At 75.3% G+C, this 18,855-nt stretch carries 22 protein-coding genes; 10 read left to right on the top strand and 12 right to left on the bottom strand.

The genetic code is table 11. From position 1 onward, the window contains the following. The first annotated feature begins 154 nt into the window (after positions 1-154). Positions 155-586: a YchJ family protein gene (locus tag ACZ6EM_RS31015; protein WP_359908792.1), complete on the top strand. Its 432-nt coding sequence runs from the start codon at positions 155-157 to the stop codon at positions 584-586. Positions 587-677: 91 nt separating this feature from the next. Here the strand turns inward: ACZ6EM_RS31015 and ACZ6EM_RS31010 are convergent, their stop codons facing one another. Then, a complete protein-coding gene (locus ACZ6EM_RS31010) occupies positions 678-1,733 on the bottom strand; it encodes a polysaccharide deacetylase family protein (RefSeq protein ID WP_465773771.1) in 1,056 nt (351 codons plus the stop codon). 211 nt (positions 1,734-1,944) lie between these two features. Between ACZ6EM_RS31010 and ACZ6EM_RS31005 the strand changes: the two genes are divergently transcribed. Further along, positions 1,945-2,475: a GNAT family N-acetyltransferase gene (locus ACZ6EM_RS31005; protein WP_401046951.1), complete on the top strand. Its 531-nt coding sequence runs from the start codon at positions 1,945-1,947 to the stop codon at positions 2,473-2,475. Positions 2,476-2,490: 15 nt separating this feature from the next. On the opposite strand, the gene ACZ6EM_RS31000 is transcribed toward ACZ6EM_RS31005, so the two are convergent. Beyond that, positions 2,491-3,408: a carbohydrate kinase family protein gene (locus tag ACZ6EM_RS31000; RefSeq protein ID WP_465773770.1), complete on the bottom strand. Its 918-nt coding sequence runs from the start codon at positions 3,406-3,408 to the stop codon at positions 2,491-2,493. Positions 3,409-3,786: 378 nt separating this feature from the next. Here ACZ6EM_RS31000 and ACZ6EM_RS30995 point away from each other — a divergent pair, with 378 nt between their 5' ends. Next, complete coding sequence (locus tag ACZ6EM_RS30995) at positions 3,787-5,331, top strand: M1 family metallopeptidase (RefSeq protein ID WP_465773769.1); 1,545 nt, start codon at positions 3,787-3,789, stop codon at positions 5,329-5,331. Positions 5,332-5,566: 235 nt separating this feature from the next. Beyond that, on the top strand, positions 5,567-5,803 hold the full coding sequence (locus ACZ6EM_RS30990; protein WP_380553209.1) for a hypothetical protein: 237 nt from the start codon (positions 5,567-5,569) through the stop codon (positions 5,801-5,803). A gap of 57 nt (positions 5,804-5,860) precedes the next feature. Here the strand turns inward: ACZ6EM_RS30990 and ACZ6EM_RS30985 are convergent, their stop codons facing one another. The 3 genes from ACZ6EM_RS30985 to ACZ6EM_RS30975 form a co-directional block, all read right to left on the bottom strand. Next, positions 5,861-7,441 carry a sigma-70 family RNA polymerase sigma factor gene (locus ACZ6EM_RS30985; protein ID WP_401054081.1) on the bottom strand — a complete coding sequence of 527 codons (1,581 nt, stop codon included), beginning with the start codon at positions 7,439-7,441 and terminating at the stop codon, positions 5,861-5,863. A gap of 164 nt (positions 7,442-7,605) precedes the next feature. Beyond that, positions 7,606-8,598 carry a CAP domain-containing protein gene (locus ACZ6EM_RS30980; RefSeq protein ID WP_465773768.1) on the bottom strand — a complete coding sequence of 331 codons (993 nt, stop codon included), beginning with the start codon at positions 8,596-8,598 and terminating at the stop codon, positions 7,606-7,608. Between the two features lie 115 nt (positions 8,599-8,713). Continuing rightward, a complete protein-coding gene (locus ACZ6EM_RS30975; protein ID WP_401054078.1) occupies positions 8,714-9,193 on the bottom strand; it encodes a GNAT family N-acetyltransferase in 480 nt (159 codons plus the stop codon). A 222-nt stretch (positions 9,194-9,415) separates the two neighbouring features. Here ACZ6EM_RS30975 and ACZ6EM_RS30970 point away from each other — a divergent pair, with 222 nt between their 5' ends. From ACZ6EM_RS30970 to ACZ6EM_RS30950, 5 genes are all read left to right on the top strand, one after another. Then, positions 9,416-10,960 (top strand): ATP-dependent DNA ligase, encoded by a 1,545-nt coding sequence (locus tag ACZ6EM_RS30970; RefSeq protein ID WP_465773767.1) that lies wholly within the window; start codon positions 9,416-9,418, stop codon positions 10,958-10,960. A 289-nt stretch (positions 10,961-11,249) separates the two neighbouring features. Further along, positions 11,250-11,465 (top strand): ferredoxin, encoded by a 216-nt coding sequence (locus tag ACZ6EM_RS30965; protein WP_359908818.1) that lies wholly within the window; start codon positions 11,250-11,252, stop codon positions 11,463-11,465. Positions 11,466-11,576: 111 nt separating this feature from the next. Then, on the top strand, positions 11,577-12,791 hold the full coding sequence (locus tag ACZ6EM_RS30960; protein WP_452179846.1) for a cytochrome P450: 1,215 nt from the start codon (positions 11,577-11,579) through the stop codon (positions 12,789-12,791). Positions 12,792-12,962: 171 nt separating this feature from the next. Further along, a complete protein-coding gene (locus ACZ6EM_RS30955; RefSeq protein ID WP_401051087.1) occupies positions 12,963-13,127 on the top strand; it encodes a hypothetical protein in 165 nt (54 codons plus the stop codon). Positions 13,128-13,231: 104 nt separating this feature from the next. After that, on the top strand, positions 13,232-13,570 hold the full coding sequence (locus ACZ6EM_RS30950) for a hypothetical protein (protein WP_380553229.1): 339 nt from the start codon (positions 13,232-13,234) through the stop codon (positions 13,568-13,570). A 181-nt stretch (positions 13,571-13,751) separates the two neighbouring features. Here the strand turns inward: ACZ6EM_RS30950 and ACZ6EM_RS30945 are convergent, their stop codons facing one another. The 4 genes from ACZ6EM_RS30945 to ACZ6EM_RS30930 all read right to left on the bottom strand — a co-directional run bounded on the left by ACZ6EM_RS30945 (position 13,752) and on the right by ACZ6EM_RS30930 (position 15,556). Then, the gene (locus ACZ6EM_RS30945; protein WP_465773766.1) at positions 13,752-14,648 is read right to left on the bottom strand and encodes a hypothetical protein; all 897 of its coding nucleotides are present in this window, start codon (positions 14,646-14,648) and stop codon (positions 13,752-13,754) included. 46 nt (positions 14,649-14,694) lie between these two features. Then, positions 14,695-14,979, bottom strand: coding sequence for a DUF427 domain-containing protein (locus tag ACZ6EM_RS30940; RefSeq protein WP_359912522.1), 285 nt, complete (start codon positions 14,977-14,979; stop codon positions 14,695-14,697). A gap of 79 nt (positions 14,980-15,058) precedes the next feature. Then, positions 15,059-15,295 (bottom strand): DUF6296 family protein, encoded by a 237-nt coding sequence (locus tag ACZ6EM_RS30935; protein ID WP_380554301.1) that lies wholly within the window; start codon positions 15,293-15,295, stop codon positions 15,059-15,061. A gap of 15 nt (positions 15,296-15,310) precedes the next feature. After that, a complete protein-coding gene (locus tag ACZ6EM_RS30930) occupies positions 15,311-15,556 on the bottom strand; it encodes a DUF2277 domain-containing protein (protein ID WP_401051092.1) in 246 nt (81 codons plus the stop codon). A gap of 188 nt (positions 15,557-15,744) precedes the next feature. Between ACZ6EM_RS30930 and ACZ6EM_RS30925 the strand changes: the two genes are divergently transcribed. Continuing rightward, positions 15,745-16,938: an MFS transporter gene (locus ACZ6EM_RS30925; protein WP_465773765.1), complete on the top strand. Its 1,194-nt coding sequence runs from the start codon at positions 15,745-15,747 to the stop codon at positions 16,936-16,938. Positions 16,939-16,965: 27 nt separating this feature from the next. Here ACZ6EM_RS30925 and ACZ6EM_RS30920 read toward each other — a convergent pair whose 3' ends face one another. From ACZ6EM_RS30920 to ACZ6EM_RS30910, 3 genes are all read right to left on the bottom strand, one after another. Continuing rightward, a complete protein-coding gene (locus ACZ6EM_RS30920) occupies positions 16,966-17,484 on the bottom strand; it encodes a gamma carbonic anhydrase family protein (RefSeq protein WP_359912510.1) in 519 nt (172 codons plus the stop codon). A 57-nt stretch (positions 17,485-17,541) separates the two neighbouring features. Further along, complete coding sequence (locus ACZ6EM_RS30915) at positions 17,542-17,976, bottom strand: hypothetical protein (RefSeq protein WP_465773764.1); 435 nt, start codon at positions 17,974-17,976, stop codon at positions 17,542-17,544. Positions 17,977-18,117: 141 nt separating this feature from the next. Continuing rightward, positions 18,118-18,684 (bottom strand): DJ-1/PfpI family protein, encoded by a 567-nt coding sequence (locus tag ACZ6EM_RS30910; RefSeq protein ID WP_359912504.1) that lies wholly within the window; start codon positions 18,682-18,684, stop codon positions 18,118-18,120. Between the last annotated feature and the right edge of the window lie 171 nt (positions 18,685-18,855).

Here is an 18,855-nt window from a genome sequence, read left to right as displayed (position 1 = left end):
GTGGAGCCCGCGACGAAGGGCCGGCCGGGTCCGCGGGGACGGACCTCCGGGTGACACGGACGGGCCCGCCCCCGGTGCGCCCGGGGGCGGGCCCGTTCCCGCCGTGCGCGGGGTGGCCGGGGAGACGTCCGACGCGTGGGGGACAATGGACGGCATGTCCCGACGTCGTTCCGCTCCCCGCGCCGCAGCGCCGCGGCTGCTGCCCTCCTCCCCCTGCCCGTGCGGCCTCTCCGCCGGCTACGGCGACTGCTGCGGCCGGCTGCACCGGGGTCAGTCGACGGCCACCACCGCCGAGTCCCTGATGCGCTCCCGGTTCAGCGCCTTCGCCGCGCAGGACGAGGCGTACCTGCTGCGCACCTGGCACCCGGACACCCGGCCCGCGGAGGTCGACTTCGACCCGGGGCTGCGCTGGACCGCGCTGGAGGTGGTCGCCACCACCGAGGGCGGCGCGTTCCACGCGCAGGGCACGGTCGCCTTCCGGGCCCACTGGACCGAGGGCGGCGAGGAGGGCGTGCTCACCGAGAACAGCCGCTTCGTGCGGCACGAGGGCGCCTGGGTGTACCTCGACGCCCTCTCGCTCGGCTGAGCCGCCCGCCCCCGAGCCACCGCCCACCCCCGAGCCACCCGGCCCGCGGCCGCCGGGTGGCCGCGGGCCGGGTGGCCCCGGCCGACAGGTGCTACAGGTAGTCGTCCAGCCGGGCCAGGGCGAAGCCCTGCGCGGTGACGTCGTTGACGACCTTGCGCAGCAGGTCCGGCATGGAGGCCTTCCAGATGTCGGTGCCCCGGAAGTGGGTCAGGATGATGTCGCCCGGATGCAGCTGCTGGTCGTCGTAGCGCCATTCCATGTGGTCCGGGAAGGCCTCCTCGTTCCACAACGGCACCGCCTCCACCCCGCAGGAGGCCGCAGCGCGCAGGGTGTCGTCGTTGTACTCGCCGTACGGCGGACGGAACAGCCGGGGGCGGACACCGATCTGCTGCTCCAGCTGGTCCTGCTGGTTGCAGATCTCCTGGCGCTGGGTCTCGTAGTCCAGCACCTTGAGGTTGCGGTGGTTGATCGTGTGGTTGTTGATCTCCACGCCCTGGGCGTGGAGGTCCCGGAAGTAGCCGTAGTTCTCGCGGGCGAGGTAGTCGGAGACGTACGTGCTGAGCGGGATGCCCAGCTCCTCGGCCATCCGGGAGAACTCCGGGTCCTTCTCGGCGCCGTCGTCGACGGTCAGGAAGACCACCTTGTCGTCGGTCGGGACCCGGTAGACGACGGGCGGGCGGCCCTCCGCGAGCGTGACGCCCTGCCCCGGGGTGAGCGCGGGCCTGGTCGCCGGGCGCGGCGGGGCCTTCAGGGGCGGGCGTTCCAGGCCCCAGCGCTGCGCGGTCTCCACCGCGGCGCGGGCGGCCACCTCCTGACGGGCCGTGGCCTCGCTGCCGCTCTGCTCCTCCTTGCGGGCCAGGCCCGGCAGCTGCGGCCGCTCCACGGGCGGGGCGCCCGCGCGGGCGGGACCCTCGGCGGCCTGTGCCGCCGCGGCACCTCCCGGAGCCGCGGCGGCTTCGGCGGCGGGCGCCGCGTTCGCGTCGGCGGCCGGGGCGGGCTTCGGTCGGGCGGGAGCGGCCGGACCGGCGCAGCCGGCGAGGACGGCGGAGAGGCAGACGGTGGCCAGCAGGCCGGTCCGTACGCCGCTCCGGCGCTGCTGATTCCCCCTCAGATCCGCACTAATACGACAACCTGATGGTCTGTTCATAGCTGCACTGCTCCCCCGCCGCGCACCACCGCCAATCCCCACGTCACCCGCGCGGGGCAACGACGCACCGGAGCCTTGCCGTTCCTTTGCCCCGGGCGGCGGCCGACCGGACGGCCGATCGGCCGGGCGACCGGGGTGGAGCGGGGCGGTCGGGCCGGGCCGCCGGGAAAACCGATTGCGGGGGCGGCGCCATGAAGTGGATCATGCGCCCATGACCAACACCGCGCCCCGCAGCTCCGGCCCCTGGACCGTCGCCACCGCCGACGTGACCGCCCCCGAGGCCCTGGACCTGCTGCGCGAGTACTACGACGACGTGGCCAACCGCTACTACCGCCTGCACTTCGACCGGGAGGGCACCCCCGAGGAGCTGGAGTCCGGCCTGGCCGGCTCCCCCAGCGACGACCTCGCCGCCCCGGACGGCCTCTTCCTGATCGGCCGTCACGACGGCGTCGCCCACTCCTGCGCCGGCCTGCGGCGGCTCGACGCCACCACCGCCGAACTCACCCGCGTCTTCGTCCGCCCCGGCCTGCGCGGCACCGGCGGCGGCGCCGAACTGCTGGCCGCCGTCGACCGGGCCGCCCGCTCCCTGGGCGCGGACCGGATCGTCCTCGACACCCGCCTCGACCTGGCCGAGGCCCGCGCGCTCTACCTGCGCAACGGGTACCGGGAGATCCCCGCCTACAGCAGCGGTCCGTACGCCGAGATCTGGTACGGAAAGGACCTCACCGCCCTTGCGCGGTAGGCGGGTTGGGCCCGGCTACCCGGCACTCGCCGGGGCGTGGGACGGCGGCCCGTCCGTCAGGGCGGCCGCGAGTTCGGCCGCCGAGGGCGGGTTGGCGCCCGGGCGGGCGACGGTCAGCGCGGCCGCCGTCACCCCGTGGGTGAGGCAGACCGCGAGGTCGGCGCCGGCCGTACGGGCGTGCAGGAAGGCGGCCATGAAGGAGTCGCCGGCACCGACGGTGTCGGCGACCGGCACCGGGAGGGCCACGGCCTCGGCGTGTCCGCCCCCTGCGGTACGGGCGAACGCGCCCTCGGCCCCGAGGGTGACCGCGACCACGGCCGGGCCGAGGGCCAGCCAGCGCTCGGCCACCGCCTCGGGCGGCTCGCCCGGGTAGAGCCAGGCGAGGTCCTCGTCGCTGGCCTTGACCAGGTCGCTCAGCGCCACCCAGCGCTCGACCCGTCGGACGGACTCGGCCCGGTCGCCCATCAGCGCCGGGCGCACGTTCGGGTCGTAGCTGATCCACGCCCGCCCGCGCCAGCGCTCGACCAGCGCCAGCACCGAGCCCGCGCCGGGCTCGGTGACCGCCGCGATCGAGCCGAGGTGGATCGCGGCGGGCGGCTCGGCCAGTTCGGTCGGCGGGAGCGTCCAGCGGATGTCGAAGGTGTAGCGGGCCCGCCCCTGCCCGTCCAGTTCCACCACCGCCGAGGGCGTCCGGGCGACCTCGGCCGCCCGCACCCGCACACCCGCCGACTCCAGGTGCCGCCGGATCAGCCGGCCGTTGGCGTCCGGCCCCAGTTCGGTGAGCAGCACGGCCGGGCGGCCCAGCCGGGCCAGGCCGTAGGCGACGTTCGCGGGGCTGCCGCCGGGGTGCACCCGGTCCGGCGCCGCACCCGATCGGACGATGTCGGCCACGCACTCGCCGATCACCAGAACGGGTGAAGCTGGGCTGGTCACGGCGGCTCCTGGCATCCGGTACGCGGGCGTCGTCAGAGCCGCCAGCCTACGGGGTGCGGCCGGGCACGCGGTGCCGGGGCAACAGAGTACGGCCGCCGGACCTGGCCAGGTTTTCCGACGGCCGTGGATCGTCCGTCAGGGGACGATGCACTCCTCACGATAGACCGCGTGCGGCGGCCGCGCCATCACCCTGGGCCGTCCGGGGGACCACGGTGTGTCGTCGAAGCGCACCGATCGCTCCCGGGCCGCCGCGACGGTCCACTAGCATCCGTGGCCGGGCTCCCCGTTCCGGCGGCTCCCGCCCTCTCCCCCGCTCCCGGTCGTGAAGTGCGGTGATCACCCTTGTTCAGGCCCCGCGCCGGTCTCCTTCCCTCGCTCGTGCTCAGCGCGGTCGTGCTCTCCGCGAGCGTGCCGACGGCCGGCGCCGCCGACGAGCCGGGCGATCCGGTCTTCCCCTCGCTCGGGAACACCGGGTACCGGGCGCTCGGGTACGACCTGGCCTTCGACTACCGGGCCGGGACCAGGACGGTGGACGGCACGGCCGTGATCACCGTACGGCCGGACCGCGCCCTCGCCCGGCTGGAGCTGGACGCGCTCGGGCTGACCGTGCGCAGCGTCCGGGTCGACGGACGGCCGGCGGACTTCGCGGCCCACGACGAGAAGCTGACGGTCACCCCGGCCGGGCCGTTCCTGCCGGGCGCCGTCACCCGGCTCACCGTCGAGTACAGCGCCGATCCCCGTGCCGCGCTGCCGCACACCGGCTGGGTCCCCACCCCGGACGGCTTCGCGGTGGCCGGCCAGCCCCACAGCGCGCACACCGTCTTCCCGTGCAACGACCACCCGGGCGACAAGGCCCGGTTCACCATCGCGGTGACCGCCCCGGACGCTCTCCTCGGCGTGGCCAACGGCGAGTTGACGGCCACCGAGCGGCTGGGCGACGGCCGCACCACCCGCCGGTACGTCTCCCGCGAGCCGATGGCCACCGAACTCGTCCAGGTCTCGGTCGGCGACTACACCGTGCGCGAGCGCACCGGCCCGCACGGCCTGCCCCTGCGCGACGTCGTGCCGACCGCCCGCGCCGCCGAGCTGGAGCCCGCGCTCGCCCTCACCCCCGGCCAGCTCGTGTGGGCGGAAGCCCACCTGGGGCGGTTCCCGTTCGAGGTGTACGGGATCCTGCCGGTCAACACGGACGACCCGGCCGCGTTCGCCTTCACCGGTCTGGAGACCCAGACGCTCACCCTGTACAAGCCGAACTTCCTGCGGCAGGGGGAGCCGGCGATCGGCTCGCACATGATGCACGAGCTGGTCCACTCCTGGTTCGGCAACAGCGTCTCCCCCGCCCGATGGTCCGACCTCTGGCTCAACGAGGGCCACGCCGACTTCTACGGGCTGATGTACCGCTACGAGCGCGGGTGGCCGGACGTCTGGGGCCACACCACGCTGGTCGACCGGATGCGCTACGTCTACGGGCTGGGCGACCAGTGGCGGCACGACTCCGGGCCGGTCGCCTCCCCCACCGCCGCCGACCTCTTCGACAGCCAGCGGTACACCGGCGGCGCGCTGGTGCTGTTCGCGCTGCGGGAGAAGGTCGGGGCGGAGGCCTTCGACCGGATCGAGCGCACCTTCCTGGGCACCCACCGGTACGGGAACGCGAGCACCGAGGACTACGTGCGGACGGCCTCCGCGGTGTCCGGGCAGGACCTGCGCGGCTTCCTCCACGACTGGCTGTACGGGCTGCGGACACCGCCGATGCCGGGGCATCCGGACTGGGTGGTGGGCCCGGTCGGCCCGGCGGGGGCGGTGCCGGCGGTTCCGGCCGCGCCGGGCGCTGCGGGGGTGGCGGTTCCCGGGCCCTCGGCCTGGGACCGTGGGGCCGCAGGGGCGGGCGGGCCCGGGGTGGCGCGGGGCTCCGGAACGCTCTGACGGCGCGGCTGGGGCTGCTGGTGCACGCCCGGCGCGCCGCCGTGCGTCCGGTCGCACCGTACGCGCCCCTGACCGGCAGGGGCGGGTGGGGCCATGGTGGTTCCCACGGCCCGCCCGCCGCCCGGCAGAGTCCCGGTCGGTTCGCGGGCCGTCCAACCTTTCCGGACACCCCTGCCGCGGGCCCGCGGGCGGGTCCGGGCCGTAACCCTTCCGGCGCAGCGTCGTTGGACCGGCCATGAAGAAGCGCAGCATGCTCGCCGTTGCCTCGCTCGCCGTTGGTGTCGTGGCCTCCCTCACCGCACCGAGTGCGCACGCCAGTGCCGTGGGCGGGCAGGAGGGACTGCCCGGGCCGCTGAGCAGCGCTCCGGACGTGGTGCCCGGGCAGGTCGGTGACGCGGGTGGCGTCCTCGGGGAGGCCACCGGCTATGTGACCGGGTCGGCGAACGGCCTGGTGGCGGCCACTCCCGCGTAGTCCGGCGCCGGCGCCCACCGCACCGGACACGGTCACGGACACGGTCACGGACACGGTTCAGGACATCGGGGCTCCGAGGTCCTGGGTCCAGTAGGGGGTGCCGGCGGAGCTGGTGGCGAAGCCGACGCCGATGTCCTTGAATCCGCAGTCGAGCATGTTGGACTGGTGGATTCCGCCGTCCATCCAGCGGGCGAAGACGGCGGCCGGGGTGGTCGGGCCCCGGTCGAGGTTCTCGCCCCACTGGGACCAGCGGTAGCCGGCGGCGGTGATCCGGGCCTCGGTGCGGACGCCCTCCGGGTTGACGTGGTCGAAGAAGCCGCGGGTGGCCATGTCGTCCGCGTGCTTCTGGGCCGTGCCGTGCAGCCGGGGGTCGATCCGCAGCGGGGCGCAACCCGCCCTGGCGCGTTCGGCGTTGACCAGGTCCACCAGCTGGCGTTCCGGGTTGGGCTGCGGTGTCGCGGCGGCGGTGCGGGTCGCGGTGGGCGTCGGTGCGGACGTCGCCGTCGCCGCCGGGCTCTCCGCGGGCAGCGGGGTCGGCTCGGGGGCGACGGCAGCGGGTGCGGCGGCGGCCGTCGGCGTGTCCGGTGCCGCGGCCGGAGCGGTGGGCTCGGGTGCCGTCGGCTGCGGGGGTTCGGCCTGCGGCCAGACCAGGGCCAGGGTGGTCACCGCGACCGCCGCGGCCGCCCCGCTCGCCAGGACGGCCTTGCGGGCCGCGGTGCCGGCCCAGCCGCCGTGCCCTCCCGCATGCGCCCCGGCACCGGCGTGAGCCCCGGCCCCCGCTCCGGTGGAGGCTCCCGTTCCGGTGGCGGCCGCCGAGGAGACGACGGCGGCCGCGGTGTGCTGGAAGTGCAGCAGCACGGGCCAGTCGAGCGGGATCGGCACCAGGGCGAGGCCGGCCAGCAGTCCCTCCGCCGGGAAGAGGTCCCGGCCGAGGCCGTCGCAGTCGGCGCAGTCGCGGATGTGGCGGGCTATGCGCTTGCGCCAGACCGAGTTCGGGGTGCCGTCGAACCCCGCGGTGAGCTCGGTCAGTCCGGGGCAGCGGGGGTAGGCACAGAGCGCGCGGACGACGATGCGGCCCGCTTCGAGCTGCTTCTTCATCCGCTGTACGCGCACGGCGGTGTGCTGCGGGCTCAGGTCGAGGGCGTCGGCGAGTTCGGCCCGGGTCAGTTCGCCGGCGGCCTCCAGCCACCAGAGGGCGAGCAGCTCCCGGTCGTCCGGGTCCAGCCAGCGGGTGGCCTCGGCCACCTCGCGGCGCTGGCCGGACAGGCCGAGGCGCAGGATGGTGAGGTCCGTGAAGTCGGCCCGGGGGTCGGCGACCTCCCAGGTCTCGTCCAGCCCGCCGACGGTCGGCTGCTGCTGGCCGGCGGCGTGCCGACGGCGCACCTGGTTCATGGTGATGGCGACCAGCCAGGACCGGAAGGACTCGGGGTCGCGGAGCCCGTCCAGGCCGTCCAGGGCGCGGATCATGGTCTCCTGCGCGACGTCGTCCACGTCGGCGTGGCCGCCGAGGGCGCGGCCGGCCACGTTGTAGACGAGCGGCAGCCAGGCCGCGACCAGCGCCTCCTGGGCCTGCCGGTCACCTGCCTGCGCCGCTAGCACCAGGGTGGTCCCGGTCCTGTTCTGCACATCAGCGTTCATGGTCCGCACTCCGTCTTGCCGTGTATCCGTCCGCCGCTGCCTCCTCGGAGACCCGTGTGGAGTGATCAGATAACAACAATGTGCACGGAATCGGAAAATCGGTCCGGACTACTCGGCCCGAGCCTGAGCCCGGACCGGACCGGAGCGGACCAGGCCGGGCCGATTCACGCCGGGGACGCGAACACCTGGGTCCACCACGGACCGTTGGCGCCCGGCCGCACGCCCACGCCGAGCTGCTTGAACGAGCAGTTGAGGATGTTGGCCCGGTGGCCGGGGCTGTTCATCCAGGAGTTCATCACGTCGGCCGGGCCCTTCTGGCCGCGGGCGATGTTCTCGCCCCAGGTGCTCCAGCTGTAGCCGGCCGCCTCGATCCGGTGGTCGGCGTGGTAACCCTCGGGGCTGGCGTGGTCGAAGTAGTTGCGGTCGGCCATGTCGTTGCTGTGCGCCTGGGCGGCGCTCGTCAGCCGGGGCTCCGCGCTGACCGGCCCGCAGCCGGCCTTGCTGCGCTCGACGTTGACCAGGTCCACGACCTGCTGGGCGTACGACGGAGCCGCGCCGCCGCCCGCCGGCGGGGCCACGGTGGGCCGCTTGGGCGGGAACGGGAAGCCGCCGGTGGCGGCCCGGGCGGCGTCCGAGGCCGCCTTGGGCGCGGAGGCCACGGGGGTGGGCGCGGCGTTCGGGGCGGCGGTGGCCGCGGCCGCCGGGGAGGCCGGAGCGGTCGAGGTCGGCGTGAGCGAGGTGCTCGGAACGGCCGCCGGGTCGGTGGCGGTGGGGGTGGCCGGGGGAAGGACGTCCGGGTTCGTCCCGCCGGCGCCGGGCACCTGGATGCCCTCGCGCGTGCCCAGCTCCGCGGAGATCAGCATGTCGGCGGAGAGCGACTGGCCCGCCGTGTCCCGGTCGGTCTGCTTGCCGCCGTACGCCGCGTAGCCCGCGCCGGCCAGCGCGGCGAACAGCCCGGTGCCGGCCACGGCCGCGACGACCGCGGTGACCGGCACGATCCCGCCGCGCCGACGCGCCCGCCGGCCCCGCCCGGTGTGCCGCTCGGCAGCCCGCCGTGCCGCCCGGCCGCCGGAGCGGCCGCCGGCTCCACTCCCGCTGTCGCTGCCGGCGCCGCCTCCGCTCGCCGGGAGGATGGTCGTCCTGTCGTCGCTGTTCACGTGGCCACGCTTTCTGTTCCGGGTCGACTGGTCGGGTGTCGACACATGGGAGACCTCCCGGCCGGGCGCCGATAACAGAAACTCCGAACGAATGTCCGGCGGTCGGGCCGCGGCCTCAGTCGACCGGTGCCTCCGGGGCCATGTCGTAGGTGAGGAACCTGGTCCGTACGGCGACCTTGTCGTATTTTCCGCGGGCCCGGTAATTGTCCTCGGAGGTGATCCAGCGGACGGTGTTCCAGCCGCGTTCCGCCGCGATTTCCCGCAGCCGGCCCAACAGCGCGTCCACCGCGCCGCCGCCCCGGACCTCGGGCGCCACGAACAGATCGTCCAGGAAGCACCCGACGGCCCCGTGCAGAGGTCGCGCGAACGGCCGGTAGTGCGCGAGGCCGACCGGCCTACCGTCGCCGTCCCGCACCAGGAGCCCCGCCACCTCGTGCCCCGGGTCCATCAGCCAGGACCAGACCAGCTCGGCCTTCTCCTCCGGAACCGGGACCCGGTAGAAGTCGCCGTACCCACGGAACAGTTCGCGCCAGGCCGCGAAGTCACCGGCCTCGGGCGCGCCGACGCTCCAGCGGGTCGTGGGGGTGTCGCTCATCTCGGTCTCCATCACTCGGAAGGTGGTGCGGGCCCTCAGCATGACGCCCCGTCGCCCCGTCGCTGATCACCGGCCCGGCCAAGAGCACCCGCCCCCTGCGCCATCGCGGCGCCTTGCGGCGACGGGCGCTCGGTGCCGCGCGGGAGGGGCGCCGGGAGGGGCGCCGGCCGTGGTGCGGGGCCGGCGGCCGGGGCGGATGCTGAGGGGGGTGGAGGTGGTGCTGTGGCGGGGTTGCTGCGGCTGGCATCGGTGTCGCGGGAGGTGGCGGCGGAGGCCGGACGGCGGGCGAAGACGGAGTTGTTGGCCGGTTGTCTGCGGGGCCTTGGGCCGGTGGAGGGGGCGGCGGCGGTCGCCCTGCTGTCCGGGGAGTCGCAGCGGCTGCGGACCGGCATCGGGCCCGCGGCGCTGCGGGGGCTGCCGGAGCCGGCGGCGGAGGCCTCGCTCGGCGTCCGGGAGGTGGAGCGGGAACTGGAGCTGATCGCGGGGGTGCACGGGACGGGGGCCCAGGCGGAGCGGCGGCGCTTGTTGCACAGGCTGTTCGCGCGGGCGACCGCCGTGGAACAGGGGTTCCTGCGGGCGGTGCTGGTCGGGGACCTGCGGCAGGGGGCGCTGGACGCGGTGGTGGGGGACGCCGTGGCGCGGGCGGCCGGGGTGCCGGCGGCGGCGGTGCGGCGGGCGTTGATGTTCCGGGGGTCGGCCCGCGCGGTGGCGCAGGCCGCGCTGACCGGTGGGCAGCCGGCGCTCGCGGCGTTCCGGCTGGACGTGGGACGGGCGGTGCGGCCGATGCTGGCCGCCTCGGCGCCGGACGTGGCCACCGCGCTGGAGCGCACCGGCCCGGCCGCGGTGGAGTGGAAGCTGGACGGCGTCCGGGTGCAGGTGCACCGGGAGGGCGGGGAGGTCGCGGTGTTCACCCGCGGCCTGGAGGACATCACCGCCCGCGTCCCCGAGGTGACCGAGGCCGCGCTGGCGCTGCCGCTGCGCTCGGCGGTGCTGGACGGTGAGGCGATCGCGCTCGGCCCGGACGGCCGGCCGCGCCCGTTCCAGGAGACCGCCGCACGCACCGCCTCCCGGCGGGAGCCGCACCGGCTGCGTGCCGAAGTCCCGCTCGACGCCTACTTCTTCGACCTGCTGCACCGGGACGGCGAGGACCTGGTGGACCGTCCCGGCCGGGAGCGCTGGGCGGCGCTGGCCGAGGCGGTGCCGGACGGCCTGCGGCCGGCCCGCGTCGAGACCGGGGACCGCGACCGGGCGCTGGCCTTCTTCCGGGAGACGCTGGCGCTCGGCCACGAGGGCGTGCTGGTGAAGGATCCGGCGGCCCCGTACGCGGCCGGGCGGCGCGGCGCGGGCTGGATCAAGGTCAAGCCCCGGCACACCCTGGACCTGGTGGTGCTGGCCGCCGAGTGGGGCAGCGGGCGGCGGCGCGGCTTCCTCAGCAACCTGCACCTGGGCGCCCGGGCGGCGGGCGAACCGGGGCTGGGCCCGTGGGTGATGCTCGGCAAGACCTTCAAGGGCCTGACCGACGAGACGCTCGCCCGGCAGACCGCCGAACTGCTGGCCCGGGAGACCGGGCGGGACGCCTGGACGGTGCGGGTCCGACCGGAACTGGTCGTCGAGATCGCCTTCGACGGGGTGCAGCGCAGCTCCCGCTATCCGGCCGGTCTCACCCTGCGGTTCGCCCGGGTGGTGCGCTACCGGCCGGACAAGAGCGCCGACGAGGCCGACACCGTCGCGACCGTACGGGAGATCGCCGCCGCCGAGGGGCTGTGAGCCGCTGGCGAAGGGCGGTGAGCCACCGCCGAAAGGCCGGTGAGCCACCGCCGAAGGGCCGGATCCGGGCCGGCTCAGGGGCCGGTGGCTGCGGGGCGCGCACTTGTCACCACGGCGTCAATTCAAACCTGGTTCACCGCCCGGGGGCTCCGACGGGAGCCGAATCGGCCATTCTCGGTGATCCCGCCACCGCGCCCTCCGTGGACGGAGCAGCGCCGGTTAGGTTGGCAATGACAACGAGAGGCGGCCGCCGGGCAGCCGGCGGCGCACTGGCGAGAGGTGCCCGACCATGCGGGTGAATGTCGACCGGGACCGCTGCTGCAGCTCCGGGATGTGCGTCACGAACGTTCCCGAGGTCTTCGACCAGGACGACCACGACAGCCTGGTGAGACTCCGTCAGACCTCCTTCCGGCCGGACCAGTTCGACGATCTCAGACTGGCCGCCCAGCTCTGCCCGGGCGGTGCGATCACCGTGGTCGAGGACGGGCCCGCACAGGCCGAGTAGGCCGGGAGGCCGAGGCCGGGCCGTTCCGGACACCCCGGCCCGCCCCTGACCGACGTCCGGTCACCACACCACCCCCACCGGAGAACCATCGCGACGCAAGGAGACCCCGCCTTGACGAGCACGCCCACCGTCCCCGCCGTCCCGCTCCCGGCCCGGCACTCCGCCGGCTGCCCGTTCGGCCCGCCGCCCGCGTACACCGAGGCCGCCGCGAGCGCCCCGCTGACCCGCGGCGATCTGCCCGGCGGCGATTCCTGCTGGCTGGCCACCGGCTACGCCGAGGTCCGCACCATCCTGTCCGACCGCCGGTTCAGCGCCGACATACGCCACCCCTCCTTCCCGCTGCTGGTCGCCGGCGACCGGGAGCAGATCACCGATACCCCGAGCTTCCTGAACCTGGACGACCCCGAGCACGCCCGGCTGCGCCGCATGGTCACCGGGGACTTCCTGGTCAAACGGGTCCAGGCGATGCGCCCGGACATCCAGCGGATCGTGGACGAGGCGCTGGACGCCATGACCGATGGCCGCACCGAGGCCGACCTGGTCGCCGACTTCGCGCTGCCCGTCCCCTCCCTGGTGATCTGCCTGCTGCTCGGCGTCCCCTACGAGGACCACGAGTTCTTCCAGGGCGTCGGCCGGACGCTGCTCAGCAACGCCAAAACGATCGAGCAGCGCCTGGCGGCCCGGGACGAGATGCTGGAGTACCTGGAGGGGCTGGCGACCCGCAAGCGGGCGGAGCCGCGGGACGACATCATCAGCCGGCTCGCCGTCCGGGACGACCTCACCCCGCGCGAGGTCGCCAGCACCGGCATCCTGCTGCTGATCGCCGGGCACGAGACGACCGCGAACATGATCTCGCTCTCCACCGCCCTGCTGCTGGACCGGCCCGAGCAGATCGCCAGGCTGGCCGACCCGGCCGCCCTGCCCGGCGCGGTGGAGGAGCTGCTGCGCCACCTCACCATCGTCCACACCGGGGTGGCCCGGCTGGCCCTGGAGGACGTGGAACTGGGCGGCACCACGGTCCGCGCCGGGGAGGGCGTGATCGCGATGCTCTCCACCGCCAACCGGGACGAGGAGGTGTTCGGCGGCGCCGACCGGCTGCCGGTCGACGAGCTGGACCTGGACCGGGACGCCCGGCGGCACCTGGCCTTCGGCTTCGGCGTGCACCAGTGCCTCGGCCAGCCGCTCGCCCGCGCCGAACTGCAGATCGCGCTGGCCACGCTGTTCCGGCGGCTGCCCGGGCTGCGGCTGACCGTCCCCCGCGACGAGCTGGCGTTCCGCACCGACTCGTTCATCTACGGCATGCGGTCACTGCCCGTCGCCTGGTGACGACCGGGCGAGGTCCGGGCGAGGTCCGCGGAGGCCCGCGGAGGCCCGCCGGGTCACCCGGCTGGCCCCGACGCCGGGGCGGAGGCAGGCTGGAGGGGCGAAGAGACACCTCCGGTCCTGCCGCGCCCGCGACCCCGCGCGCCGGGACCGGCCGAGGAGACGGAGCCCGCGATGACCGACATGAGCGACCGGTCCAAGGTGAGCACCGAGGACGACGAGGACGTCCGCGCCGCGGACCCCGAGGAGGGCATCCCCTCGATGCAGAACCTGCACGCGCAGGACACCTCCCAGGCGGAGGGCGCCCCCATGCTGGACGAACCCGGCCAACCCGACTGAACCGTCCGCCGTACCGACTCGACCGCCCGGTGGGACCGGGCGGTCGCCGTGACCGCGGGTGTCGCTGCTCCGGCGGCGGGCCACCCGCGGGGGAGGATAGGCGCATGACCGAACACGACCAAGGCAACCGCCAGGCCCGGCCGTCCGCGGACCCGCGCACGTCGTGGGCGACCTGGACCACCCAATCGATCATCAGCGGCCCCGGTGGGGTGACCACCACCGAGGTCGGCCCCATCTCCGGCGACCTCACCGTGCACACCACCTGGGTGGACGGCGAGGCGAGGCTGACCGTCCAGTACACCGGCGCGCTGGACTGGTACACGGTCGCCGGCAGCCCGGTGCCGGCACACGACGAGAGCACCGCGCGGGCGATCCACCAGGCGATGGTGAACGGCGTCAAGGCCGGCCGGGGCGCGGGTGCCCCGGCCCCGCCGAAGCCGTAGCGGCTGTCTTCAAACTCCCGTCGTCCGCCCGGAGGGCGGGCGGGGCGGCGTTGGGGTGCGTGCATCGCAAGGCGGAGGAGGGAGCCACTGCGGTGGGGGCACTCCCGGCAGCTCCAGGAGGAACGGCAGGACGACGGCGCGCCCCGGACCGGTCCCGGGCGCGCCGTCCTGCTCCTCGCCGCTACGGAGCCTTCCCGTCGGCCTCCACCGCCCCGCCCTTCGGCACCGCCCCGCCCTTCGGCACCGGCGCGGCCTCGGCCCAGTAGCCGCCGTCCGCCGGGCGGCGCCCGCGCAGGTCCGCCCGCACCTCGCCGGCCAGCCGGCGGGTGTCGCGGCGGTTCATGGTCGCGCCGATGCCGGCGCCGACCAGCAGCGGTATCACCGCCGGCAGGTGGCGCAGCGAGCTGCGGGTCAGCCGGCGGCGGACCTGCTGGCGCACCTCCGAGCTGATCGCCAGCGCGGCGAAGCCGGCGGGCCGCACCAGCAGGTTCGCGTCGATCCCCCGGCGGTTGGCCCAGGCGCCGAGGTAGGCGCCGGTCCGCTGGGTGGCGCCGCCCTGCGCCGGAGTGCCGTAGACCTCGTGCAGCTCGGCGATCAGCTTGATCTCCACGGCCGCCACCGCGAGCGTCTCGGCGGCGATCTCCAGCGGCATCGCGGGCGGCACCGGCAGCATCGCCGCCGCGCCGACGCCCGCGCCGAGCGCGCTGGAGGCCCGGACGGCGCCGGTGACCAGCAGGTCGGCCAGCTGCTCCGGGAAGGCCGCGTCCGGGTGCTGCGCCCGCAGGGTGGCGAGGTCGCGCACCGGGATCCGGGGCGCGGTCCGCACCAGCTGTTCGGTCAGGGCCCGGCCGCCGTACGCGGCGCCCTTGGCCGTTCCCCTGGCGGCGGCCCGCCCGCCGTGGCCGAGCAGCCGGGCGGTGTGCAGCACCACGGCCCGGCCGCGGCCGCGCTGCTTCGCAGCGTACTCGGCGACCGGGCCGACGGGCTGCTCGGACTCCTCGACCAGTTCGGCGAGCTGCTCGCTCAGATCGGGCTCGGGAGCCGGCCGGGAGCGGCCCGGCCTGCGGAAGACTGCCATGGGAACCCGGTACCCCTTTCGCGACGACGGCACCGCCCTGGGGGGCCTACTCGGCGACCTCCACCCCGTGCCAGAAGGCGATCCGGCCGCGCACGTGCTCGGCCCCGGGCTCGGGGTCGGCGTAGAACCAGGCGGCGTCCGGGTTGGTCCGCCCGTCCACCTCCAGGGTGTGGTAGCCGGCGGTGCCCTTCCAGCCGCACACCGTGGTGGTGTCCGAGGGGCGCAGGTACTCGGTGCGCACCGCCTCGGCCGGGAAGTAGTGATTGCCCTCGACGACGACGGTGTCGTCGCTCTCGGCGATGACGACGCCCTGCCAACTCGCTGTGGTCATACGGCGATTGTTCCCGACCACGGGCGGCCTCACCCCTTCCCGGTTCCGGGCGGTCCGGCTGCGGCCGGGCGGGCGCCGGTCAGGTCAGCGGGTGGGCATGCACCGGCACGTGCGGACTCTGGTGGCCGCCGCTGGCGAGCATCCGGACCTCGCCGGCGGCGCTGATCTCGGCCCGGACGATGCCGCTCTCGTCCTCGTACACCGGGTGGCCGCCCGGCCCGCTCGCGTCGGTGCGGGTGACCACCACGACGTCCTGCGGGGCCTGGGTGCCCGGGGTCCCGGGGAAGGTGAGGGCGTAACGCTCGGCGGGTTTCATCACACCTGCTCCTGCCTACCCGGCGACCTCGGCCGGCACGGCGGCCCGCGTGTGCGGGCCGCGGACCTCCAGCTCCGCGAGCAGCCGGGCGGTGGCCTCCGCGACCGCCTCCACCGCCCGGTCGAAGGCCTCCCGGTTGTGCGCCGCGGGGGCGCGGAACCCGGACACCTTGCGGACGTACTGGAGCGCGGCGGCGTGGAAGTCCTCCTCGTCGGCGTCGGGCGTGACGGGGGGTCGCAGCGTCTTGATGTTGCGGCACATGCTCCCAGTCTCGCGCGCGGGAGCCGTGTCGGCGACCCCCTTTCGTCACACGCACCTCACAGCGCCGTCATCCGGCCGGATTAGGATGCCGGACGAACGAATTCGTCCCACCGCCGTCCCACCTCCGTTCCACCTTCCTCCCGCCGCGCGCTTCCCCGGTCCGTCGGCATCACTCCGGAGTCACCCCCTTGCCTCTCGCGCTGCTCGCGCTGGCCGTCACCGCGTTCGCCATCGGAACCACCGAGTTCGCCGCCATGGGGCTGCTCCCCCAGGTCGCCGACAGCCTCCACGTCTCCATCCCGCAGGCGGGCTGGCTGATCTCGGCGTACGCCCTGGGGGTGGTGGTCGGTGCGCCGCTGCTGACCGCGCTGGCCGCCGGGCGGCCCCGCAAGGCGGTGCTGGTGGCGCTGGCCGGACTGTTCGCGACCGGCAACCTGCTGTGCGCGGTGGCGCCGGACTTCTGGACCCTGGCCGCCGCCCGGCTGATCACCGGGCTGCCGCACGGCGCCTTCTTCGGGGCGGGCGCGGTGGCGGCGGCCGAGCTGGTCGCACCGGACCGCCGGGCCCGGGCGGTGGCCGTGATGTTCTCCGGCCTGACCGTCGCCAACATCGTCGGCGTCCCGGCCGCGACCCTGCTCGGCCAGCACCTGGGCTGGCGGGCGACCATGCTGGTGGTCGTGCTGATCGCGGCCGCCGGGACGCTCGCCATCGCCCGGCTGGTGCCCGCGCTGCCCTCCCCCGGCCAGTCCGGGCTCCGGAACGAGCTGCGGGCCTTCCGCAGCGGGCAGCTCTGGCTGGCGCTGGCCACCGTGGTGTTCGGCTGCGGCGGCTTCTTCGCCTGCTACAGCTACATCGCCCCGCTGCTCACCAACGTCTCCGGCTACGCCACCGGCTCGGTGACCCTGGTGCTCGCACTGTTCGGCGTCGGCATGACGATCGGCAACGTGCTGGGCGGGTTCGCCGCCGACCGGGCGCTGCGGCCCACCGTGTGCGCGGCCTTCGTGCTGCTCTCCGCCACCCTGGCACTGTTCGCGGTGACCGCGCACGCCCGCTGGTCGGCGGCCGTCACGGTGGTGCTGATCGGGCTGTTCGGCTTCGCGATCGTGCCGGCCGTGCAGACCCTGGTGCTCCGGAAGGCGCGCAGCGCGCCGACCCTCGCCTCGGCGACGGTCCAGGGCGCCTTCAACCTGGCCAACGCCCAGGGCGCGTACTTCGGCGGGCTGGCGCTGGACGCCGGGCTCGGCTGGACCGCCCCGACGCTGGTCGGCGCGGTCCTGGCCGCCGCGGGGACGCTGATCGCGGTGCTCGCCTGGGTGGTCGACCGCCGCCGGCCCGCCCCCGTGGCGACGGAACCGGCGGCGGCCGCGATGACCACCGCCTAGCACGGGCCCGGTGTCTCCCGGTGGGCCTCATATCTCCCGGTGGGCCTCGGCGAGCAGCTGGTAGCCGGCGCCGTTGGCCCTGATGCCCGCCTTCTCGTCCTCGGTCAGCTCCCGGCGGACCCTGGCCGGGACGCCGGCGACCAGTGAGCCGGGCGGGACGACCATGCCCTGCGGCACCACCGCGCCGGCCGCGACCAGCGAGCCGGTGCCGATCCGGGCGCCGTTGAGCACGGTGGCGTTCATGCCCACCAGCACGTCGTCCTCGACGGTGCAGCCGTGCAGCACGGCGTTGTGGCCGACCGAGATCCGCTCGCCGACCACCAGCGGGAAGCCGGGGTCGGCGTGCAGGGTGCAGTTGTCCTGGATGTTGCTGCCCGCGCCGACGCTGATCGACTCGGCGTCGCCGCGCAGCACCGCGCCGTACCAGACACCGGCGCCGGCGGCGACGGTCACGTCCCCGACCACGACGGCGTTCGGCGCCACGAAGGCGCCCGGGTCGACGGCGGGCACCCTGCCCCCGACGGCGGCGATCAGCGGCTCTGCCATGTCTCGTCCTCCTGGTGACGGTGGGCCGTTCGCCCGCCGGTCAGCGTAGGGGGTCGGTCACGGCGCCGTGCGGGCGAGGTCGGTTCCGGCGGCCACCGGCCGGGCTCCGCACAGCGCGGTCTCGATCACCTTGTTCCAGGCGGCGTTGGCGGCGTCGTCCGGGGCGTCGTAGACGGTGGTGTTCGCGGCGAACTCGCGCCTGCCGTCCGCCGAGCCAAGCATCATCGTGCTGTAGCCGGGGATGCCGCCGGCGTGGCCCCAGAAGGAGCCGCAGGGGGTGTCCAGGCGCTGCAGGCCGAGGCCGTAGCTCCGGCCCTCGCCGTTGGCGGTGGTCTGTTGCATGGCGGCGAGTTCGGCCGGGCGCAGCAGGCGGCCGCCGAGCAGGGCGTCGAGGGCGGAGGTCGCGTAGCCGGGGTCGGTCATCCCGGCGAGGGCGGCGTCGGCGGCCTCCCAGTCGGCGCGGCCCGGAGTGCGGGCCCCGACTTCTGACACCCTGTCATGGTTTCTGCCGCCGGTCCTCGGCCTGGGGGCGGGGTCCGACCCGGAGCGAACCCGGGACGGCCCCGGAGCCGTACCCCGGGACGGCTCGGGGTACGGCTCCGGGAACGCCGGCCGGAACGGCTCCGGGGCGCGTCAGGCGAGCGGCGCCTTGGTGCGCAGGACCTCGACGAAGGCGCGCAGCCACCCCGGGTGGTCGGGCCAGGCGCGGGCCGAGACGACCGTGCCGTCCACCACGGCCTCGCCGTCCACGAACTCGGCGCCCGCCGCCTTGATGTCCGGGGCCAGCGCCGGGTAGGCCGAGGTGCGGCGGCCGTTCAGCACGCCGGCGGCGGCGGTGATCAGCGGGCCGTGGCAGATCTGGGCGACGGGCTTGTCCTCGGCGAAGAAGTGCTGCGCGATCCGCTGCACGTCCGGGTCGTTGCGCAGGTACTCGGGGGCGCGGCCGCCGGGGATGACCAGGGCCACGTAGTCGGCCGGGTCGACGTCGGCGAGGGCCACGTCGGCGGGCCAGGTGTAGCCGGGCTTCTCGGTGTAGGTGTCGAACCCCTCGACGAAGTCGTGCACCACGAACTGGAGGCGCTTCTTCGTCGGGGCCGCGATGTCGACCTGGTAGCCCTCCTCGCGCAGCCGCTGGTACGGGTAGAACACCTCCAGTGACTCGGCGGCGTCCCCGGTGACGAGCAGGATCTTCGATGTCATCGCCGACATCCCTCCACGTGGTCGAGCCTCAGGTCGGGTACGGGCGCCGGGCGGTGGCAGCCGGCCCGGGCCCGGTCCAACCTCCCGTACCGGGGTCACCGTTGGCAACGGGGCGCACCGGGCGCGCAACGGCGCATACGGACGTGCGTGCGCCGGTTGCGGGGAGTGCGC

It is taken from the genome of Kitasatospora sp. NPDC041917, from assembly GCF_055589745.1.
The sequence above is the reverse complement of the archived record's forward strand: the minus strand, read 5'-3'. Positions and strand labels throughout refer to the sequence as shown.